The sequence below is a fragment of the Paenibacillus sp. FSL H3-0286 genome (assembly GCF_045040705.1).
GTDB classification, from domain to species: domain Bacteria; phylum Bacillota; class Bacilli; order Paenibacillales; family Paenibacillaceae; genus Paenibacillus_AQ; species Paenibacillus_AQ odorifer.
On record NZ_CP150285.1, the window covers coordinates 4,218,245 to 4,239,222 of the forward strand.

The following is a 20,978-nucleotide window of genomic DNA, read 5'->3' on the forward strand; positions in this document are numbered from 1 at the left end:
ATTTAATATAACACCTTTTGGGTTCGCTTTTCATTATAACACCTTTAGGTGTTATGTTAATTTACAGATTCCCCTAATTCTCCGTTCGTTATTCAACGTCTCAATCCCTCAATAATATCCTTTAACTGCTATAAAAAAGCCCATCCCTCGGTCATCCCGAAGAAAGGGCCTTCCTATTACATCAGCTCTATGGTCAGTTTCTTGGCTTGACAGTTACTGTGATTTTCTCGCTAGATGTCTCGCCTGATGCATTGACTAATACCGCGTAGTATTCATATACACCTGGTGTCTTATCTTTAAGTTTCGTAACTGTCATCTGAGCCGCAGGGGTAGCCGTGCTTAGTGTCTGTGTGTCGATTACTTCTCCATTCTCATACAAACGGTACTCAGTACCATTGGTTCCCCACCACATATTCATCACAACGTCGTAAGTTCCATCCCCACTCCAGTTGTCGTGGGATACTATAGGCTTGCCCGGCGCTGCATCTGTAACAGTAAGGATTAGCGGATCGCAGGTAGTCGAACCGAAGCTGTTGACTAGCTCGCACGTGTACGTGTAGGTTCCATTTGATTTGCCCACAATATCCGTACTCATGGCTTGTGCATTCGGTGAGCTGTCCGTCAGCATCTGGGTACTGATCAGTACATCGTTTTCATAGAGCTTAAACTCGGTACCGTTGTTCCCCCACCAAAGATTCATCGTGACGGCATAGCTGCCATCTCGAAGCCCGGTGTCGTGCCCATTATTGTCAGATAACACTGGCTTTCCAGGGGCTCCACCAGCAAGCGGAGTTGTATTCTGGAGCCATTGTGACCAACGGACTAGAACCTCTGCCTGCTCAGAAGTGAACACCTGATTGCTCTGGAGATTCACTTCACTATTAAAAGCTTCCAGCAAGCTGTGAACTTCTGCGCCAGCATGCTGCTGAGCTTTTTCTTTGGCGATCGCCAGCTGCTGCTTAAGTGAATTGGTTACGTTTTCTAAATCTGGAGCACCCGTCTCAGCTGCAAAATTTTCGGTTAATGCCGACAAGCTGTCAAATGTCGCATATACACTATACGAATGCTCTGCCAGCCCGACATTGCCCGCCGCATCCTCGGCTTTCGCAGTTACACTATGAGTTCCCGCTTCCAGCGTATACGCTTTAACATCTGCGAGCGTTGAATCACATGGCGAATAAGTAATGCCTGATACAGTATCAGCTGCACTACAGGTGATGTTTAATGTCTGCTCTATGGTATAGGAACTCTCTCCTTTAATTACTACCTGTGGTGCGGTCCGATCAATCTTCACCACAGCAGTCTTCTGCGGCTGTTCCACATTACCCTCTCTATCAACGCTCCAATAAACTAACTTATGTGTTCCTTCATTGGACAAAATAACTGAATTCCCGGTTTTCTGCTCGCCATCGTTTACTGTGAAATAGGTTGCCGCAACACCAGAGCCCGCATCTGTAGCTGTGAAGGTTACCAACGTATCCTTGTTGGTCCAACCTTGTGGCGCATCATCCGTTGTCACCGGAGCTGTTGAGTCCGCCCCTTTCACTACGCCATAAAAGCGTAATTCCGCCATGTTTCCAAACCAATTACTACTATTATAGATCCGGATATAACGATAGGCTTCTGCGTTACTAATACTTAAGGTCTGCCAATCCATCGTTTTTCCTGCAGGAGAGGAGATTGTCGTCCAGCTTGTATGATCATTCGAACCCTGAACCACAGTCCCATTGATTCGTGTAAAATAATTATCTTGCCTGGAAAGCACCTCTGCCTTGGACAGCTGGACCCTATTCCCTTCTTTAAAATCAAACGTTATAAATCCTCCATATCCACTACCATTTACCCGAAAATCCGTAATTGTGCCTGCATTTCCATCGAATAATGATCCCGCAACATTCCTGAGATCGGTTGGTGTTCTCCCACTGGAATCACTTAAATTAGTAATCGCAAGCACATTACTAATCAACTCGGTCTCATCGGGAATGTACAGAGAGGAACCATCTGTAGTTGATGTTTTTTCCGGCCCCTCGATTCCCTCCTTTGACTTGTATTTAATACTAAAGTTCACAGGTCCAGGTTGTGCGTTATTGCCCATGACCGCTTCAGCCGTCCAATTGATCTTATCGACAGTAGCAACGGTTGCGACTTGATCCTGAATATTGACATTCACTTGGTTAATTGCATCGCTTGCTTTAAAAGACAATTTCACCGTGTCCCCAGGCACAATTCGTTTCTGGATACTTTGGTCGGAGCTAATGGACACCGCATCAAGCTTTGAATTGATTGTAACATCACCATACAAACGTAGTTCAGCCATGTTTCCATACCAGTTGTTTCCATTGGTGATGCGGATATAACGATAGGGTTCTGTGCTGTTAATCGTCAACTTCTGCCATTCCGGCGTATTTCCTGCTACATTAGAGATCGTGATCCACGTCACATTGTCATTGGAGCCTTGCACCACTGTTCCATTAATTCTGCCCGCATAATTATCTTGCCTTCCGATTACTTCTACCCTAGACAGCAATGCCTGGCCGCCTTCTTTAAAGTCAAAGGTTAGATATGCACCATAACCACTGCCATTTAAACGAAAATCAGTGATGGAACCTAAATGATTATCAAATAAAACTTTTGCTGTTGCCAAAAGATCAGCCGGATTTCTTCCACTGGAATCGATTAGGTTTGCTATCTCAAGCACATTAGCGACAAGTCCCGTCTGATCTGCAATGAATAAAGTAGAACCATCTGTTGTAAAAATAGTCTCTACTGCATTCTCTCCAGCTGCCGTTTTATAATTGATCTTAAATTTCACAATACCTGATGGAACATTTTCATTCACCACAAGCTTAGCTGTCCAGTTGATATTGTCCACAGAACTGACTGCAACAGGTTGACCCTGTATATGGGCCGTGGCATTATGGATCATTTCTGTAGACTTAAAGGATAATTGAATCGTATCCCCTGGTATAATTCGATTTCTTAAGCTTTGATCCGAGTGAATGGACACGGACTCTAATTGATTTACTGTCTCATACCGCTGGCCAAAGATTCTAAATTCAGCAATTTCCAGCATAGTACTCGAAGGCTTTATCATTTCCATTTTCAAAAATCGGAATTTTTCATGCTCCAGGCCTGCTTGAACCTCAAGTCTCTGCATCTCTTCAGTAACTGTTGTCAAGCCGGGGGTTAAGCGGGTCCAATTTTCTTTGTCATTCGATCCGAACATTGCAACGCCGCCAATTCTCTCCGGAAAACTAGCTCTTACCTGAAGCTCAAAGCTTTCTGCTGATATTTGAAAATCCGGTCCTAAATCCATGTAATGCGCCCGATCCTGCGCTGTATAATACCCCACAAAACTATCATTTGTGTTGTCCAGCAGGTTCGGGACAGCGTTACCAAAGGTTGAGCTAACAAACATATTCGTAAAATTAACACTTCCATCTTTCATTAATGGCGTCAATTCTTTAAGACTTTGCACTGCGAGATTCAGGTCAAATAACTTCTGATAGAAGACCTCGTCAGTGGCAGTAGTAATTACATCCATTACCTCAGCGTGCACTTGCTTATAGTGAGCTAACGTTGCCGAAATGTAAGGCACATCAACATGATAAGGAGAAATGACGGCGTTGACGGCAGATTGCCGATCATTCGCTACTACAACACTAACATCCTTGGCTGTAACCGAAGTTCCATCTGCGGCACTCACTACAAAGGAGTAGGTTCCCGCATGTGCTCCAGACCAAGAGAAAACACCTGAAGTCTCATTGAACACTGCACCCTCAGGTAACTGATCCGCTTGATAGGTAACAACATCCGTTGCACCTGCGTCTGTCGCAGAGAAATCAAATTGAATTGCAGCTGTAGATCCCTCATAGGTAAATAAAGATACTGGTGCCTTTCCTGATGTAAATACTGGAGGGGTAAGCTGTGCCCCAGCTTTTAAATTAATATGGTCAATATCGACTGTTGTTCCATTTCCTTTTACATTAAAATAGACAAGATCGCTGAAGCCTTGGAACTCATTGAACTCATACTGAATATACCTCCATTGCCCCTTTGTATCGGGCAGCGTAACGGTATCGCCAAACACCTCCATGGTTGCTATGCCATTAGTCCGAATCTTAAAAGCAATGATTCGTTCGCCACTGCTTGCACCCACAAAAGCAATTTTACTGCCCTCATCTGTTGCGGTAATTTCAACGTAAGTAGTGTCTCCTTCTTGTTTTGTGGTGGAGTGACCATCAAGCTTCGTGTACCGGTCTTCTAGTTCTCTCAAATCTGGATTCGTTATCACCTTCGGCAAATTGAGCGTACCCTCGCCCTCTGCTTCTTTAGGAATGTACAGCCAATAATCCCCGCCTCCATCCGGAGACTCCCAATAGAAAGGCAATCGCTTAGCAAACATCTCGCTAAAATAAGGAGCTTCAACCTCCATATTTATTCCAGCTGTATATTTATAATAATAATAAAGGTCATAGACATTACCGCCAATTCTCCCCCTGTAACCGCCAGCCAAGTGTTTATAGATAATCGTTGGATTTCCATTTACATCTGTATGTGCCGCCACTGGAATCCAGGGTGTATCATGGCCAATCATATACTGAGCAAAGTAGTCGGCAGCTTTTAAAATCCGTTGATCTAGAAATTCATACGGACCCACCGCATTTGGCGCACTAGAAACAGTCCCCTCTACCGGATCTACCTTTGTTTCCTGAGCCAATAATAAACGTGATAAAATCTCTACATTCGTTATATCCCCAGCGCCATGCGCCTGATCTCTGCCCATTTCAACATGCTGAACTACGGGTGGATTAACTTTTTCCCCTGTTACAATATTTGTATCAACCCATCTGAATAAAGCTTTTATCGCGCCATTTTGCCCCTGATCGACAGCGGTTTTATTGACGGTAAACCATTCAACTCCCTCATTGTACCTCTCTGTATTTCCTGTAAAAATATAACCTGACATAGCTCCAAGCAGCGGATAAAGATGCTGGTTCATAAAACGATCATTTGTGTGTTGGAACGTTTCAATAACCGGATTAATAAGATTATTCGTAAAATCAGCGACATCTTTTTCCGTCCATTTCAGCTCTTCAGTTTGAGCACTTGTGTACCTTAAGATTTCCGCCGCAGTAACCATTCGATTAAGTGGAATTCCTGTATGAATATGTGCATCATTAAAATACACGTATTTCTCAGGGTCCATCTGTGACCAAATCCGGATAATATGCATGGCATTGGCTCTGTAAACCTCATCACCCGATATTACATACAATAGAGCTTGTGTATAAGCCTTCAAACCATCCGCTATAAATCTTGAATTAAAGCCCTGGCTATTAAAAGCATCGCTCGCTGGTTTCAACGGATCCGCACCACTTTGATTGTTGGAAGTGACCGTCCTTGAAGCTGCCGGAGAGAGAAGCATCTGATTATAATAAGTGATCCAGGGTTCTTTTTGCGCCCGTACCTGTGTCCTAATATTCTCAAGAATATCCTTGGTCAGGCCAACACCCGGATGTTTGAATCCGCTTTCATCTATAACCTCATTAATGGTAGATTGGTAATCCGTAATTATCGACAGCTCTGTCGATTCTACTGCGGCTCCTTCTGCAGATAAAGGCACTAGCGTTACCAACAAACTTAAGGAAACTGTGATCCTAAAAATACGTTTAAGCGATTTTCCAAAGAGTAGCTCTTTAAATGAATTCATTGTTCTCCTCCATTCATTTACATCCTCTGATTTAATGCAAATAAATACCGCTGGCAAATTCATTCACTACAAAATGTTTGTTATTCAGGTCGACAATAACCTCTCCATTAATCTGAAGATTATAAAAATAAATATCCTTCACACCTCTTTCCTCGTCATAGCCGAATATACGGGAAGGATTGATATTCTTCCCATTGTAGGTGATATCGCTAAACTCTATATTTTCGATACATCGTCCTGGCACCGGATTATAGGTTTTATTCCACACCACGCGGACATCAAACAGCTGCCCCAGTTCAAAATCCTCCACCCGGATATTTTTGAAAGTAACCTTACGAACGGTATTGTTGTCCCCTGCACAGATTGCCATAACCCCCCAATAATTTTCCTGCGGCTCGTGATGCTCAAGCACATCGATATTTTCAAACCAAATATTTTCTATAAAATCGCCATTATGTTGGTGATCACCATGAATACCGACATGCATGGCATGAGCAACGTCCGCCCAGAGTATGGAATCTTTAACCGTGATATGGCGTGAGTCTCCATAATACTCTCCACGGCTGCCGTAAATGGCAATGCAATCATCAGAAGTTCTCAAGAACACATCTTTAATATCCACATTTGAGCTAGCCATCATATCAATTCCATCACACCAGCCGCGTGTACTGAAAGCTTTGAAGTTATGAATGCGGATATGTTTAGACGCTCCGATATATATACTGTAATGCGGAGGATCAAGCGTGATGATCCCTTCGATCTCAATCTGTTCAGAATGCTGGATTTGAACGCCTCTTAAATAAGTGGTTTTCTCCATATCCGCTAAATACAGAACACCTCTGCCGCGAACAACAACATTCTCAGCATGGTCAATCATTATGGATCCGCAAAGGATCGCGCCTCCGGCAATATAAACTGTGGTCCCAGAAGGGATATGCAGCATTAGATTCTCGAATTGATGAAGCCCGGGCATAAAATATATCGTCTGACGCTCCCCATTAGCTCTTTCTGACAAATGCTGAACTTGTTCTGCGATAGCCGCAAATTGATGTATTCCTGGTTGGACAAGCACTACATTATCATCGTCAAGTTTAGGTGGGGCTGTCTCCAAGGGGTTGGCAAAAAGATGCAAGTTACTAAAACGTTCTCCATTGATTTCAATGGAAAGCTTACACGGGTGCTCCAATGTGAACAAAAGGGTATTCTCTTCGATTTGAATGGGGATATGGGTTGCCAAAGGGCGAATAACCGCTTGTTCAATCTGCCGGTTATTACAATGAACAGAGACCTCCACCGTGCCTTCCATATCAAAATAAACCATCGATGTCGATCGAACCTGATGCATATCCACCTTTGCTTCAAAAACAAACAGTGCTTGCCATACCCCACCAGGCTGTCGTACACTCACTGTAAAATCGTCTTTCCCCAGGGCTTCATTCGGCTGCTCATAAATAATTAATTCGCTCATTTCTACCTCCGTTATCTTAGAATCAACTCACTTAAGGGTTTAATAAATAGGCTGGAGCAAGCTTTTGCTCCAGCCTATCATCCAGTACTAATCAGCGAACCCTGCTATTTACGATCTGCCAGCACTTTATTTACCTCATCCGTTACTTCCTGACCTCCGGCCTTTAGCCAGCTATCCTTGAAATTATCAAAATCTTTACCCGTGTTCGCTTCTCCTGTAACTGCTTTGATAACAAACGTATCTTGCAACGTCTTCAGATTGCCCCAATACTTGGGTTTGCTTGTTAATACCGCTGGTCCCAGTACATCTAGCAATGGTGTAACACCTGGAGTGATCTTGTCTCTCAAATCTAGCAATTCTTGTTTTACCGTATGTTTTTCCATTGAAGTGTCTGTGGAGCTAAGTGGATTATAGAAATTACCTGCTCCCATCTTCGGAGCACTAACCTCTTCATCCGCTTTTGGAATGGCAAGGTCCCCTTCCATATCATAGCTCACACCCAATTGACCGAAACCTGTCAGCAGAAAACCTTCGGAATCCGTAGACACATATTCGAGAATTTCCATAATCTTATGACGTTTCTTCTCATCCTTTTCGAGTTGAACACCGAACAATACCGGTGCTTGTCTTGCACCATACGCGAAAGAATAAGCAACGCCATCTGGAGCTGTAAACGGCTTGCCAGGCACGAATATTTGACCTTTCTCTAGACCAGGTTTTGCGACAAACCCAGATTCATTATAAAAATTGCCCCACTTCCCGTTATCCACCATACCCACTTTTTGGTCAGCAAATTTAATATTGATTTCGTTATTATCACTAGTTATGAATTCAGGATCAATCAGACCTGCTTTGTACCATTTGCTCAATAACGCCAATGCTGATCGCGTCTCTTCTGTAATGCCTCCATAAACTACGTTCCCGGAAGCATCCTTTTTGAACTGATAAGGGGAAACAGCAAATGCTGAGAAGACACTTGTGAACAATTGCTCTGGAAGCTTGCCGCGGCCGATTAAACCGTAAGTATCCTTCTTCCCATTTTTGTCCGGATCTTCATTAACAAATTTGGTGAGTACATCCTCAAGCTCTTCCAATGTCTTGGGTGGTTCTGAGTAGCCAATATTTTTCAGCCAGGCTTCATTATAGCCCGGAATAAATCCATCAAGACCACCTGGCCAAATTTTCGGGATCCCCCAGTTTTTTTCGTTGTATAAGCCTACGCCCCATGCCCCGGAATCAACCGAATCCAATGCTGCTGCATATTTCGGCATCAGGGATTCAATTTCAGCCTTATCAATCGTCGCAATAATCCCTTGATCTGCCCATTGCACCATATCCGTTTCATTTGCATCGACCGGGAAGATATCAGGAATATCTCCAGAAGCAAGAAGCACCGAAAATTGTTCTTTCCAAGTTCCACGTTCCAATTTAATATTTTTGATTTTTACATTAAATTTCTTCTCGAGCTCGGTTTGCACATAGTTACCGTCTTCTTCTGGCGTATTAAAGTTGTTCGCCCAAATAATTTCAATCGGAGCTTCAGCTGCTGATGTTCCCCCTTGACCTTGGTTCGTCGGCTTTGTTTCGTTAGTGTTATTATTCGCCACATTCCCGCCGCAACCGCTCATGACAAGTGAAGCCGATAGGGCTATCGCAGCAATTCCCAACCATTTCTTTGATGTATGCCTCATATTCTTTTATTTCCTCCCTTTTCTAGTTCATCTATATATTTAGACAGCCCGCGGATATAGCGGACTGTTTAAACCGTTCTAAGCCTTCTAACCCTTAAGTGATCCAACCATAATTCCTTTGACGAAGAAACGTTGCAGGAATGGATAGATCATTAATATAGGCAGCGCTGTAAACATAATAATAGCCGCTTTGACCATTTCAGGAGCCTGCTCATTGGTAGGAAGTGGTAACATCGGATCTCCTTCGGCTGAAATAACAAGCCGTCTTAAGAAAAGCTGCAGTACAATCTTTGATTGATCCTGCATATACAACATTGCATCAAACCAAGCGTTCCAGTGCCCTACTGCAGTCCATAGGGCTAATGTTGCTAGAACAGGCTTCGACAGCGGAATAACAATCGTAAATAAGATCCGCATATCATTAGCCCCATCTATTTTAGCTGAATCCTCCAGTTCCTCCGGTATACCCATAAAGAAATTTCGCAGGAGCAGAAGATTAAACGTGCTGAGCAGGCCGGGGATAATATAAACCCATAACGAATTTATAAGTCCCAGACTTTTGATTAGCAGATAGGTAGGGATAAGCCCGCCGCCAAAAAACATCGTTACGACAATGAACATTGTATAAAATCCCCGGTGCGGCAAATATTTACGAGATAGCGGATATGCTCCCAGTGACAGAAACACGAGTGTCAGAACTGTTCCTACAACTGTGCGGAAAACCGTATTCCCCATCGTTTGCCAGACCGTATCTGTTGTCAGTACACGCTTCCAAGCAAAGAAGGAAACTTCTTTGGGATAGAAATGAATTCCCGGCCGTAGTGCTTCCGCAGGGGTGCTAAACGATATAGAGAGCACATGCAAGAAGGGATAAATCATCGTAATACAAAGAATGATTACAAATAGGATTAGAAAGACTTGGAATACTTTTTCACCAGTGGATAGCTTCAATTGTAGTTACTCCTTCCTTACATTCATTCATTAATAAAGACCTTCCTGCCCCATTTTTTTCGTTATGAAGTTAGCAAATAACACCAGGATAAGACCCACCACATTTTTAAATAATCCAACAGCCGTCGTTAGACTGAACTGAAAGTTTTGCAGACCTATCCGGTACACATAAGTATCTAACGTATCCGCCACCCCATATACAGCTGGTGAATAAAGTGTTAAGACTTGATCGAAGCCAGCATCCAGCACACTCCCTACCCGAAGAATAAGCAGAATAGCAATCACCGGCAGGATCGAAGGAATGGTGATAAATAACGTTTGTTTCCAGCGATTGGCTCCGTCCAGAACTGCAGCTTCGTACATTTGGGAATCGATGCTTGCTAATGCTGCTAAGTATATAATCGTTCCCCAGCCGATTTCCTTCCATATTCCTGACATAACGAGCGTAAAGCGGAAATATTTCTCGCTGCCTAAAAAGTAAATGGGATCAAAGCCGAGCCACTGAATAATATAATTGACCACACCGGAATTCGGAGATAACAAAGCGATCAATATCCCCCCAATAACGATCCAGGATAAGAAATGGGGTAAATAGGATATCGTCTGTGCAACCTTCTTGAAGAAGGAAAACCTAAGTTCGTTAAATAACAGCGCCAATATGATAGGTGCAGGAAAACCAAAAATGATATGGTAAAAACTGATAATAAGCGTGTTATTAATGATTTTCAAAAAGTCGGGTGAAGCTGTGAACAAATATTCGAAATGCTTTAAGCCGACCCAAGGACTTCCCCAAATTCCATCACGAATAAAATAATCTTTAAAAGCCAGTTGAATGCCATACATCGGGCCATAAGCAAATACGGTATACCAGATGATCACGGGAGCTAGTAATAAGAATAAATATTTGTTTTTTTTGTATTGGCGCCAAGTATGTGTCCACCTCGAGACTTTCGGCTTAAGATTCTCTCCCTGTTTTTGAATGCCAGCAGTGCTTGCCGGGTTCATAGTTGTTTTCTCCTTCCGAATACGATTTTGCGTTAAGACTGTGTCTGAACACCCCTTACGTTAGGGCATTGTAAGCGCTTTTTATATTGTAAATTCATTAAAATCAGTAAATTATCTTCGTATTGGGGCTATAATTTTTCGAACAAAAGAAAAGACAATCGCGAGACGATTGCCTTTTCCACATGGATTGGAGAATTATGCACTTGAATGGTTCGAATGGTTTGCATTGCCTGCGTTCCTATACTGGACCGGTGTAACTCCGTAACGTGTTTTGAATTTGTTGTGAAAATATTGCGGGTTACGATAACCCACCTGAGCAGAAATCTCAGCCACGGACAGCTGCTTTTTTTCTCTTAATAAATCAGCCGCCTTCTCCAACCGCACTCGGGTTACATATTCAGTGAACGATTCATTCATAACGGTTCCGAACAAGGTAGAAATATACGATGGCGCCAACGAAGCAACCTCAGATAATTTATTTAGCGATAAATCCTCTTGAATATTATCATCGATAAAGATTTTTAATTTATGAATGATCTCTGTATGTGCGTGGTTTCCTGACTCTTGAATATAAGCTGTAATTTGTGCCGATAAATCACGAATGGAATCAAGGGTTTCGGCCAACGTCTCCTTTTTGAACTCATCGAACAGACTGGAAGGCGAAACGATTTGTTGCAGATCAAGCTCAATAATGGTCTGATACAGGACCGTAACCAACTGAAGCAGGCCTAACTCAACCGTCTCCAATTGGACATCACCTTTCTCCATGACCCTTTGGAAATCGTCCATAAACCTGTTCATCGTAACGTCATTGCCCGCCTTTAAGGCGTTTTTATAAAGATCAAAAGAGAATAAGTGTGGCGTACCATCGTTAAGCGGGATATGTGAATACCGCGCAATAGCTTCCGAACCATAGATAAACCGATATCGATAGGCATGTAAGGCATTTTGATACGAAAAGGGGATTTCTTCAGGTGCCTGAACCTTCGATCCAAGCGCTGCTCCAAAGTGTAGTTGCTCAGGCAACACATTTTTTATAAGCTCCAGTTCCTTCAATAATAAAAGCTCCAGCTCTTCGTGATCCTTATTCAACTCACTGAAATAGATAAGCGCCGCTTCCTGGGTATTTAAGCTGATAAATTTATAAAAGCTATAGGCAGCATGCTGTTCATAAAAAGCCCTGAATTCCTCGCAATCTCCCTTAGTTATACGAATATAGCTAGTCATGTAATGACATTGCAAAGGTAAATAATCGTAGTAATCCGAGCCAACGCCTGCACCTAATACCAGATTTTTTAGTTCATTCACTTTAGCTTTAGATTCTAAGGTTTCGATTTTTTGACCTAGCTTTGAGATTGTACTACCAATAATAGCGAATTCATTTTGCGAATAGTTTACGGTGCCTGGATGATAAAAGCTGCGAACATTGTTAACAAGCTTCTTCATCGGAACATAGACACGTTTGGAAATCAAATAAGCGAATAGAAGCCCAATTAACAATACCAGGATACAGCTGACAAATATTTGGCTCTTCAGCTGCTTTGATGAGGATACAAATGAATTCATAGGCCGTATTAATACGTATTTCCATTGATTATTCGAGGTTTGGTCATTTTTAAAAGACAACACATATTTGTCGCGTTTATTATAATGAATTTCCTTATTATTCCCTGCTGACTCCATCCATTGCTTAGCAGTCTTAAACCCCTCTTCGACGTTCGAGCCCGTATGGATAATAGGGCTGCCCTTTTCATCAAAAGCATATAGCTTTTCCATCGGCGAGCTCATCGTGCTGGAAATCATTTTATTGATGTATTCTAAGCTAACGTCAATGTACATGGTGCCGGTTGATGTTTTTAATAAAGCACCATAGGGAAGGGCGATTGCGTAAGTCAACACCTCTTCTTCATCCGATAACGTTCTATATGTCCAGCGGTTTAAGGCTGGTGTCACTGAAGTTTTCAAGAAGGAAGCATCTGGAGAATTGTCCAGCTTCGAATAAAATTGGCTGTTATCGATGATATAATTTCCTTTCTCGAAGTATGTGGATATTTTGTAAACGCCTTCATTAGTAAGCTTGAAAATTTCGAGATCCTTGCGAAAAGCTAATATTCTGCTCGTATTGCCTTCCCATTCACTATCCAGTAAATAATTCAGCATAGATTGATTTTCTAACGACAAGGTAGACACTGCTCGGTTGCGGATACTGTTTTCGTATTTTTGCAGCAGCGTATTCTCCACAAAATCACTTGAAGTCATCAGTCGTTGCTTACTGTCTCTGGCAATCTCATCCACCATTAAGCGATTAGCCTGAACATACAGATAACTGCCCACAAGTCCGATTAAAACAACGGCTAATAATGTGAATGAAAAAATCAGATGGGTAAACCATGTGCCTCCATTTCTTACTCTGCCGCCGATCTTCATCACAAGCCCCCCTTTAGTTCATAACCCTATCTCTGTAACTTTCTAAATTGAAAGCATTTATAATTAAAGATACTAAAATGCACCAACTTTAGCCATTATAAAATCTTCTGTTTAAAGATAACGCATCTTATAAAACCGAAAAAAACAGGCTTCCCCGAAATTAATCGCTGGAAACCTGTTTATTAACCTATACAAAACATCTATCGCGACAAAGAAAGTAACTTCAATGCCCCCGCTCCCTTTTTGAATATTCCTTCACCCATGCAATCCATTCTAACCTGTGCGTATACATAAGGATCACAAAGCTCCCAAACCATACCCACAGGATAGGAGCAGACCACTTACTGATGCACAAATAAACAAAAAGGAGCAGCATTCCGCTAACCACTTGCACACCATCCGAGACAGGTGAATTCCCTCTGCTTTTGTACCCGCTGCCGAGCACTTTCAACACTGCCAGGATAACTGCTAATGCTAAAGAGGCCTTGAATCCTGTCAACGCGCTCCATACCCCAAAGGTTACGGCGATCGCCTTCCCTCCTTTTCCTTTAAGAAATGGAGAGAAGGCATGACCGGCAATAGGAGCTAAGGCTAGCGGAATAATGAAATAACCCTGACTATAATGACTTTCCATTACCCATAAAAGAGGCAAATATCCTTTTAAAAAATCCAACAACACCCCAAAAATTCCGAATTTATAGCCAGATGACTTCCAGAGATTCAAAGCCCCCGGATTACCGTCGCCAATGTCTTTCAAGTTCTTTTTACGCGCAAGAGCAAGCCAATAGGAAAACATAAAAGATCCCGACAAAAATAAACCCGCGACCCACAATATGATCATTAGTCCCTAGGGCCTCCCACCTGGATCTGCCTTCCTTTCCAGCTTACATGCCTCAGAAAAACAACCTGATAAATCGAATACAGCATGATCAAGATAAAGAAAACAGTTGCAACCACGTGAAATACAGGAATAACGATGCCAAATACACCTACATATTTTATAAAATAAAAGAGCTGGAACATATAAAGGAGATAACCGATCAATAAAGGCATAAACCATGTAGTATTCGCAAAAATAAACACAGTTTCTGAGATGATGAGTCCGATCACCCAAAGCGCGATTGGAATAATTGTCCGCGGACTTATCGTTGAGGTGCTTAAGACAGCCCCTTTACTGAAGCCTTCAATCTCACTTTTTATCCCCTTCGGATACATACGAAAAGATACTAAGCCATAACCGATAAAATTTCTAATGGGAACACCTGCCGCGATAAACTTCTCTCCTAAAGACAAATCATCCAGCACTTCAGATCTAATGCTTTGATGGCCATTAACTTTTTCATAATCCTGCCTTAAAGCTAGAATACACGAACCGTATAATCCTTTTTTAGCGTTATTCTTTTCAAAAACAGAGGTGAATGTGAAGATCCCCAGCATATTCATGATTAAGGCAAGTTTCTCAAACAGCTTTTCTGTATGATGAAAAGGAACTACCGAAATGACACCTTTCGATAGCTCCCTTGCTTTTAATAATGAGGCCAGAGCGTTAGGCTTTAACCGGATATCTGCATCCAGAAAAGCAAAAATATCGCCCGAGGCTTGTAAATACCCATTCCAGACTGCCCAGCTCTTGCCCGTCCATCCCTCAGGGAGACTGCTGTTGGCAATAACCTTAACTCCATAGCTTTCGGCAATTTCCTTGGTCCGATCCTCCGAGAAATCATCCACAACAATAATTTCATAGGGGGCAATGGTTTGGAGCTGGAGTGAGTCAAGCAGAAAACGCAAATTGTATTCTTCATTCCTTGCGGGGATGATGATGGACAATTTCTCCGGTCCTTGAAAATGTTCGGGATCGGCGGCCAATATATTCTTTCTAAACAATATAAAACCGGAGAGACATCCAACACCTATAATAATTAACAACCACATTTACAGCTCCCCCCTCCTATAGCTATATATATGAAGGGTTAGTCCGTAATATATTCAATTCAAACTTAACCGACATTTACTTTTGCTGAGTATTGATTTAGCTTTTCTGTACACAAGAGCATAACGATGGCGAAAAAAACGATCATCGCAGGAAAAATACCCAGCGTGAATTTCGAAGCTAATAAGCCGATAAAAGGCGGCATCAGCGTGGTGCCGGTATAAGCTGTTGCCATCTGAAAGCCCATAATCGACTGAGCATGTTTCTTCCCGAATCGTACAGGGGTTTCATGTAGCATACACGGAAAAATGGGGGCTAACCCTAAACCTATAATCATAAATCCTACAAGTGAAACTATAGTTGGAAGCGGCAATACTAACAGTACCGTACCGATTAAAGCAATGAGCTGGCCATATCGAATTAGCTGTTTATTACTCATTTTAAAAGTAATGAAACCCGTCACCATTCTACCAAAGGTAATCCCTAGATAAAAAAATGATACCCATGTCGCTGCAGTTGATGCAGGAATGTCTTTAATGTTTACAAGAAAGCTGCTCCCCCATAAGCCCATACTCGTTTCGATGGCAGAATAAAATAAAAAGGTTAACATTGCTAGCTTTACCCCTCTTAATTTCCATGGTTTTGTGTTCTCTGCGGCATGCTCTAGCTCCGGATGGTTGAACTCAGGATCACTTTCAGCATTCGGGTGGTTATTGCTCCCAGCCACTCTATCCCATAAGGGCAGTGTAACGAATAGAATAATGACTAAGCTCAATTGTATGTAAGCAACCGTAAGATAGCCTTGCCGCCATAGACCTTCTCCAGAGATAAAAGAGCCCATAATAATAGGACCCAGCGTGGCGCCCACTCCCCAGAAACAGTGTAACCAACTCATATGATGGGCTTTATAATGCGTAGCCACATAACTATTTAATCCGGCATCTACAGATCCCGCACCTAAACCAAGTGGAATTGCAGCAATAATTAACCAGACTAACGAAGGTGACCCTGCAAAACCAAGCAACGCTACAGCAGTCATGATACAGCTAATAAGAGTTACTTTCCCTGTACCAAAACGTTTAAGGATAACACCACTCATTAAACTGGACACAATTGTCCCTACTGCAATAACCATCGAAAGAATTCCAGCAGTACCTAATGAAGCATTTAAGTCCATTCTCATCACTGGCCAAGCGGAGCCAAGCAATGAATCCGGCAAGCCTAAACTAATAAATGCTAAATAAATAATAATAAGAAAAAAAGTTGCCATAGTTATCTCCTTAATTGTTCTCATCTATTTGTTGTGAAACTAATAAGCCTAATCCAAGACTTTGTAATCCATTCAGATAATCACGTTTCAAGTTACTTACCGCTAACGCTGGAAGATGCTCCTTCGGAACGTATGTTGCACTCCGTTCATAGATTTGATTAAGCATGGCTGGAGCTAATTCATCCTCACAAAAAATAATATAATGCGGATTCAAAATAGAAGTCATAGTAGCCACTAATCGACTAATCGCATCCACACTATGATTCGATTGCATATTTGATCCACCAGGATCTCCAGTTAATGCCTCTATGAAATTTTTATGATCATACTGTGGCAAAAATTGAACTTCTCCTGAAAAAAACGTCTTTCCTCGCACGATTTCACCATTAACCGCGATCCCAGCCCCCGGACCATTTTTCCCTAAATACAGATACATTAGAGATATATTCTCTTTCAAATTTCGTTGCGTCATATAGCCGATTACAGCGGCATTCATATCATTTTCCACGATTGTCGGAATAGATAGTTGATCTTCTATGTGTCTTTTCAAATCTAAATTCTGATATTTCTCATAACCCGGAATCAGAAAAATCTGCCCATGATTCACCGCACCTGGAACTCCAATAGCCACAGATTGGATTTTAGGATTGGCCTTTTTTTCATCTTCAATAAGCATGACCAGTTTACTAACATCTTCCTCAAGAATACTGGGCAAACTCCCTTCTTTGATTACCTCCCCAATGCAATTATAGATGGTATAATTGGTTTCATTTTTTTCCAAAAAAACAGCCATCCCTAACCGATAATTCGGATTATAGGTGTATCTTATTGCCCTTCTTCCCCCACTTGACTCATCCAGACCGCTGACCGTTATTTCCCCTGCCTCTTCCATCTGCATTAGAAATTTACTTATCGTTGGGAAACTGTATTGCAATTTATGGCTTAACTCTGCCTTCGTTGCTTTTCCTAGTTCTAATAATGCTGTTCGAATACTTCGGATAATTTCAGATTTCATTTGCTGTGAAGGAAGTCGTTTCTCACTCGCCATGGCTCTCCCACTCTCTCACCTATAGTCATACTGACTTATTAAACGCGTTTAATAAGTCAGTATGACTATAGCAGCAATTAGATCTATCGACAAGTTAATTCTTGAATGAAGACCCTTCAGTAGAGGGTAGATTGAATCAAGGAGGGGGCGTAGACACAGCAAAAAAGAGGGGTAGCCCCCTCTTAGTATTTATGCATATTCCGTTTCTACTTATTGAAACTATCTATTCTTATTTCTCATCCAACCACAAAATCGCTGTAACGCCACGCGGATAATATTTACTGCCCGTGATCTCACCGGAAATAATCTGATCGCTCCAGCTCCAGATGGAAAGCTCCGGATGGGTAAGCCAAGCTACGTGAGCACGATCCGCTGCCGCTCCCCGTTCCTCCCATTCCAGTCCCAGAATGCTGCGGGCGATGAATTGGGAGAGATAGATTTTACTGAGCCAGCTATTATTGCTGGTTGAAGAGATTTTCCAGCCTCCGTCTTCGAATAAGCATACTCCCGGCTGTAACACCGCATGCAGATGCTTGTCGAGTGCGCCAATATAGGCGGCGAACCGTCCATTACGATCAAGAGCTTCTTTGCAGCCTGTAAAGTAAGGGAAGACAAGGCCTTCGATAGCCGGAATGATCTTGGAGTCATTGCCTTCTCCAATGACAGCCGGAATATACCCGTCTGCTGTAACACTTGCCACCATTGTTGCGGCGCATTTTTCAGCCTGATCCCCTGCTGTTTTGGACTGTTCCGCACGCCCATGCTCTGCAAATATTTTCTCCATAGCCAAGTAAGCAGCCCAGCATTTTCCTGCCAGATAAATATTGTTACGAGCCTGACCTAAAGACACATCCAGACTGTCATACGTAGTAATTTCGGCTCCGCCCATCGTACGTGAGCTATCAAGCCCCATGACACCATTTCTTTGTTCAGGATCTGGATGATCGCGATTTACCATGCTATCCAGGCATTTCTCCATAATACTCAGATTACGTTCCATCCAGCCCCGGTCACCTGTATGCTCTGCATAAGTTGCTGCACTCAGCACCCAGTTAACCAATTGTTCATGTGTCATATGTGAGAAACAACCATCAATGCCATAGACCTCATAAGCAGAATATCCCGGACGTGAAACTACGTTGGCTACACCCATATCATGTGTGAAGCTAATTCCACCTGGATACTCTGTATCCTCACCCGGGAAACGCACCATATCTTCGTAGCTGAATCTTTCCACGAACATATCTAGTTCATTACGTACAGTCCAAGGATTCAAACGCAGCTCATAAAATAACTGATCGACGGTAAGATCAAAGGTATTCATCATCCGGTATTCGCCTTCGTTGACGATCCAAAATGGCTTATTCTTGTAGTCCAGCAATTGCGTGGAGCCATAATAACTACGAATCGCATGCGCTAACATAAAGGTTTGATCTGCGGATAGGTCATCATGAGTAAATCTATCGTTAGCTTGCTCCGCTTCTTGCTTAAGGATATCAAATCTAGCTAATGCATATTCAGCCACTGCCTCTATATTGTTGAAATAATGATTGTAGTAATAAGAAGCATCAATTCCTGAGGTGACATAACCTGAACGGTGAAAACAAATAGCAAAGCGGTAAGTTTCTTTTACTCCGGCTGGAACATCCATGATCAAAGCGCCGACTCGTCCCAGTCCAAAGGTCCAATTCTCCTGCAGCTCCTCCGTTAGAATATCCTCCATCGTGAAATGCAGTGCGGACTTTGCAGTTCCTTTTTCCGCAGCAATCGCAATAAATCTTCCTTGGCCAACGCCTGTAATCTCCGATGATACATCATCCAGTCTTCTCATTCCGCTATACACATCTGTTCCCTGAAAACCAAAGAATGCACGGCGCGAGGTGGCGGATGAGGAGTTGTCCACTTCGAGTTCAACCAGCACTGCAGGCAGCAGCACATCCTTCATTTCTTCTATAGAGGCAGTTTCTGGATCCGGTACAGAACGAACGGGGGACAGAATCCGGAAGGTCAAATCACCCGCACTCCAGCTGTCTGTGGCTACATGAAAATCTCTGGAAATCTCATTCTCTTGAAAAGGGAACAGAATATTCTCCTTATCAGGATTAGGATCCGGATTCTCAATATCATAACGTTTGCTTTCGTCCTCACCCCCGATTTCATGAAATGGCAGTGTATCATATCCCTTCCCGTCAGCACGTTCTAATCCTATGAATATATTTTGTCTAGGTGGTTTTCCAATCTCCAGATCGAAACCTCCACTAGCTCCTTTGAATCCTAAAGTGAAACTCGCAAATGCACCAATCGGTGAATGATGGGCATTAAAAAATTGATTATGCGCCATAAATAATAACACTCCTTCCAGCATGGTCCCGGATACCTCCGGGCTATATCTCCATGTTATCGATCTTTCCGGAAGTACAACAGGGTTAAAGCCTTCTTTTATTTGGGCAAATCAAACATCGATAATAACCTATGTTATAATGAAGCCAAACTTTACAGTAAAAGAGGATTGAAATGATCTCGAATGATCCCGCTTTTCATAATTCTATTGATGGCCAGATGTCTCCAGACATCCAAGCGGCTTTCCATATCTTCGCCGCGCATTGGAGAAAAGTAAATCCGGATTGGCAATATCCCGTACACACTCATCCTATGTTTGAGATTAACGTTGTACTGCAGGGTGAGCAACATATGACGGTCGGCAATAAATCTTTTATCCAGCAAAGCGGTGATATTTTGTTCATTCGTCCCGGTGTAGAACATAGCAGCCTCGGTTCGAATGCTAGTCGTGACATGACTTATTACTGCCTACATTTTGATATTGATGATCTGATTTTACGGCGAGCTTTATTAACAGCAGACGCTGTTAGTCTAAGTGGGAATACCCCGGAGCTGCGAGCCATTCGTTCCGCTCTAGATGTCATCATAAATTCTTCCATCCTGTCAGAGTCAAAGGACACACACAGAAATCGCCTGATTACATTGCATGCTTCGCTGCAACTTCTAACCGCGCTCAGCGGCTGGGTACTTTCGGAGATGCCCCTCCTGGCAGATACAGAAGCTACGGAAAATACCGTCGCCTTAGCTAACGCCATCGAAGGATTGCTGCAAGAATCTGTCTCCTCTGCTGCAAGCACAGGCGAAAGAGGCGGCGGTATTGAGTACATTGCGGCAAAACTCGGATACAGTACAACTCACTGCAATCGTGTTTTCCACCAAATTTATGGCATGTCGCCAAGACAATATTTATCCCGCTTGATCATTCGTCACGCCAAACTGCTGCTAATGGATAATAGTCTATCTGTCGAATCGGTTGCCCACCGGCTAGGATACCGGGATGTGTCCCATTTCAGCAAGCAATTCAAACGCTGGACAGGTCTCCCGCCAATGGGCTACCGCCGTTTAACCGCGAATCCAAATACACTTTAGTGATTGTTTTCCATACAAAAAAAAGGGATGTACCCCGCAGCCCACA

At 42.7% G+C, this 20,978-nt stretch carries 12 protein-coding genes; 1 reads left to right on the forward strand and 11 read right to left on the reverse strand.

Annotated features, from left to right (window positions below):
• Positions 1-193: 193 nt before the first annotated feature.
• The 11 genes from MHB37_RS18945 to MHB37_RS18995 all read right to left on the reverse strand — a co-directional run bounded on the left by MHB37_RS18945 (position 194) and on the right by MHB37_RS18995 (position 19,844).
• Positions 194-5,713: a discoidin domain-containing protein gene (locus tag MHB37_RS18945; RefSeq protein ID WP_405168365.1), complete on the reverse strand. Its 5,520-nt coding sequence runs from the start codon at positions 5,711-5,713 to the stop codon at positions 194-196.
• Positions 5,714-5,744: 31 nt separating this feature from the next.
• The gene (locus MHB37_RS18950; protein ID WP_405168366.1) at positions 5,745-7,181 is read right to left on the reverse strand and encodes a glycosyl hydrolase family 28 protein; all 1,437 of its coding nucleotides are present in this window, start codon (positions 7,179-7,181) and stop codon (positions 5,745-5,747) included.
• 104 nt (positions 7,182-7,285) lie between these two features.
• On the reverse strand, positions 7,286-8,872 hold the full coding sequence (locus tag MHB37_RS18955) for an extracellular solute-binding protein (RefSeq protein ID WP_405168367.1): 1,587 nt from the start codon (positions 8,870-8,872) through the stop codon (positions 7,286-7,288).
• Between the two features lie 87 nt (positions 8,873-8,959).
• Positions 8,960-9,823: a carbohydrate ABC transporter permease gene (locus MHB37_RS18960; protein WP_405168368.1), complete on the reverse strand. Its 864-nt coding sequence runs from the start codon at positions 9,821-9,823 to the stop codon at positions 8,960-8,962.
• A 30-nt stretch (positions 9,824-9,853) separates the two neighbouring features.
• The gene (locus MHB37_RS18965; protein WP_405168369.1) at positions 9,854-10,828 is read right to left on the reverse strand and encodes an ABC transporter permease; all 975 of its coding nucleotides are present in this window, start codon (positions 10,826-10,828) and stop codon (positions 9,854-9,856) included.
• Positions 10,829-11,023: 195 nt separating this feature from the next.
• Positions 11,024-13,255, reverse strand: coding sequence for an AraC family transcriptional regulator (locus MHB37_RS18970; protein ID WP_405168370.1), 2,232 nt, complete (start codon positions 13,253-13,255; stop codon positions 11,024-11,026).
• 223 nt (positions 13,256-13,478) lie between these two features.
• Positions 13,479-14,096: a glycerol-3-phosphate acyltransferase gene (locus MHB37_RS18975; protein ID WP_312149786.1), complete on the reverse strand. Its 618-nt coding sequence runs from the start codon at positions 14,094-14,096 to the stop codon at positions 13,479-13,481.
• Positions 14,096-15,187, reverse strand: coding sequence for a glycosyltransferase (locus tag MHB37_RS18980; protein WP_405168371.1), 1,092 nt, complete (start codon positions 15,185-15,187; stop codon positions 14,096-14,098). Before MHB37_RS18980 ends, MHB37_RS18975 begins: the two co-directional genes overlap by 1 nt.
• Positions 15,188-15,252: 65 nt before the next feature.
• Entirely contained in the window at positions 15,253-16,455 is a 1,203-nt protein-coding gene (locus tag MHB37_RS18985; RefSeq protein WP_076129845.1) for a sugar MFS transporter, read from the reverse strand.
• A 10-nt stretch (positions 16,456-16,465) separates the two neighbouring features.
• On the reverse strand, positions 16,466-17,503 hold the full coding sequence (locus MHB37_RS18990; protein WP_076280110.1) for an ROK family protein: 1,038 nt from the start codon (positions 17,501-17,503) through the stop codon (positions 16,466-16,468).
• 229 nt (positions 17,504-17,732) lie between these two features.
• Positions 17,733-19,844, reverse strand: a complete 2,112-nt coding sequence (locus MHB37_RS18995) for a glycoside hydrolase family 52 protein (protein WP_405169615.1) — start codon at positions 19,842-19,844, stop codon at positions 17,733-17,735.
• A 173-nt stretch (positions 19,845-20,017) separates the two neighbouring features.
• On the opposite strand from MHB37_RS18995, the gene MHB37_RS19000 reads away from it, so the two are divergent.
• Positions 20,018-20,932, forward strand: a complete 915-nt coding sequence (locus tag MHB37_RS19000) for a helix-turn-helix domain-containing protein (RefSeq protein WP_076277792.1) — start codon at positions 20,018-20,020, stop codon at positions 20,930-20,932.
• Positions 20,933-20,978: the final 46 nt, after the last annotated feature.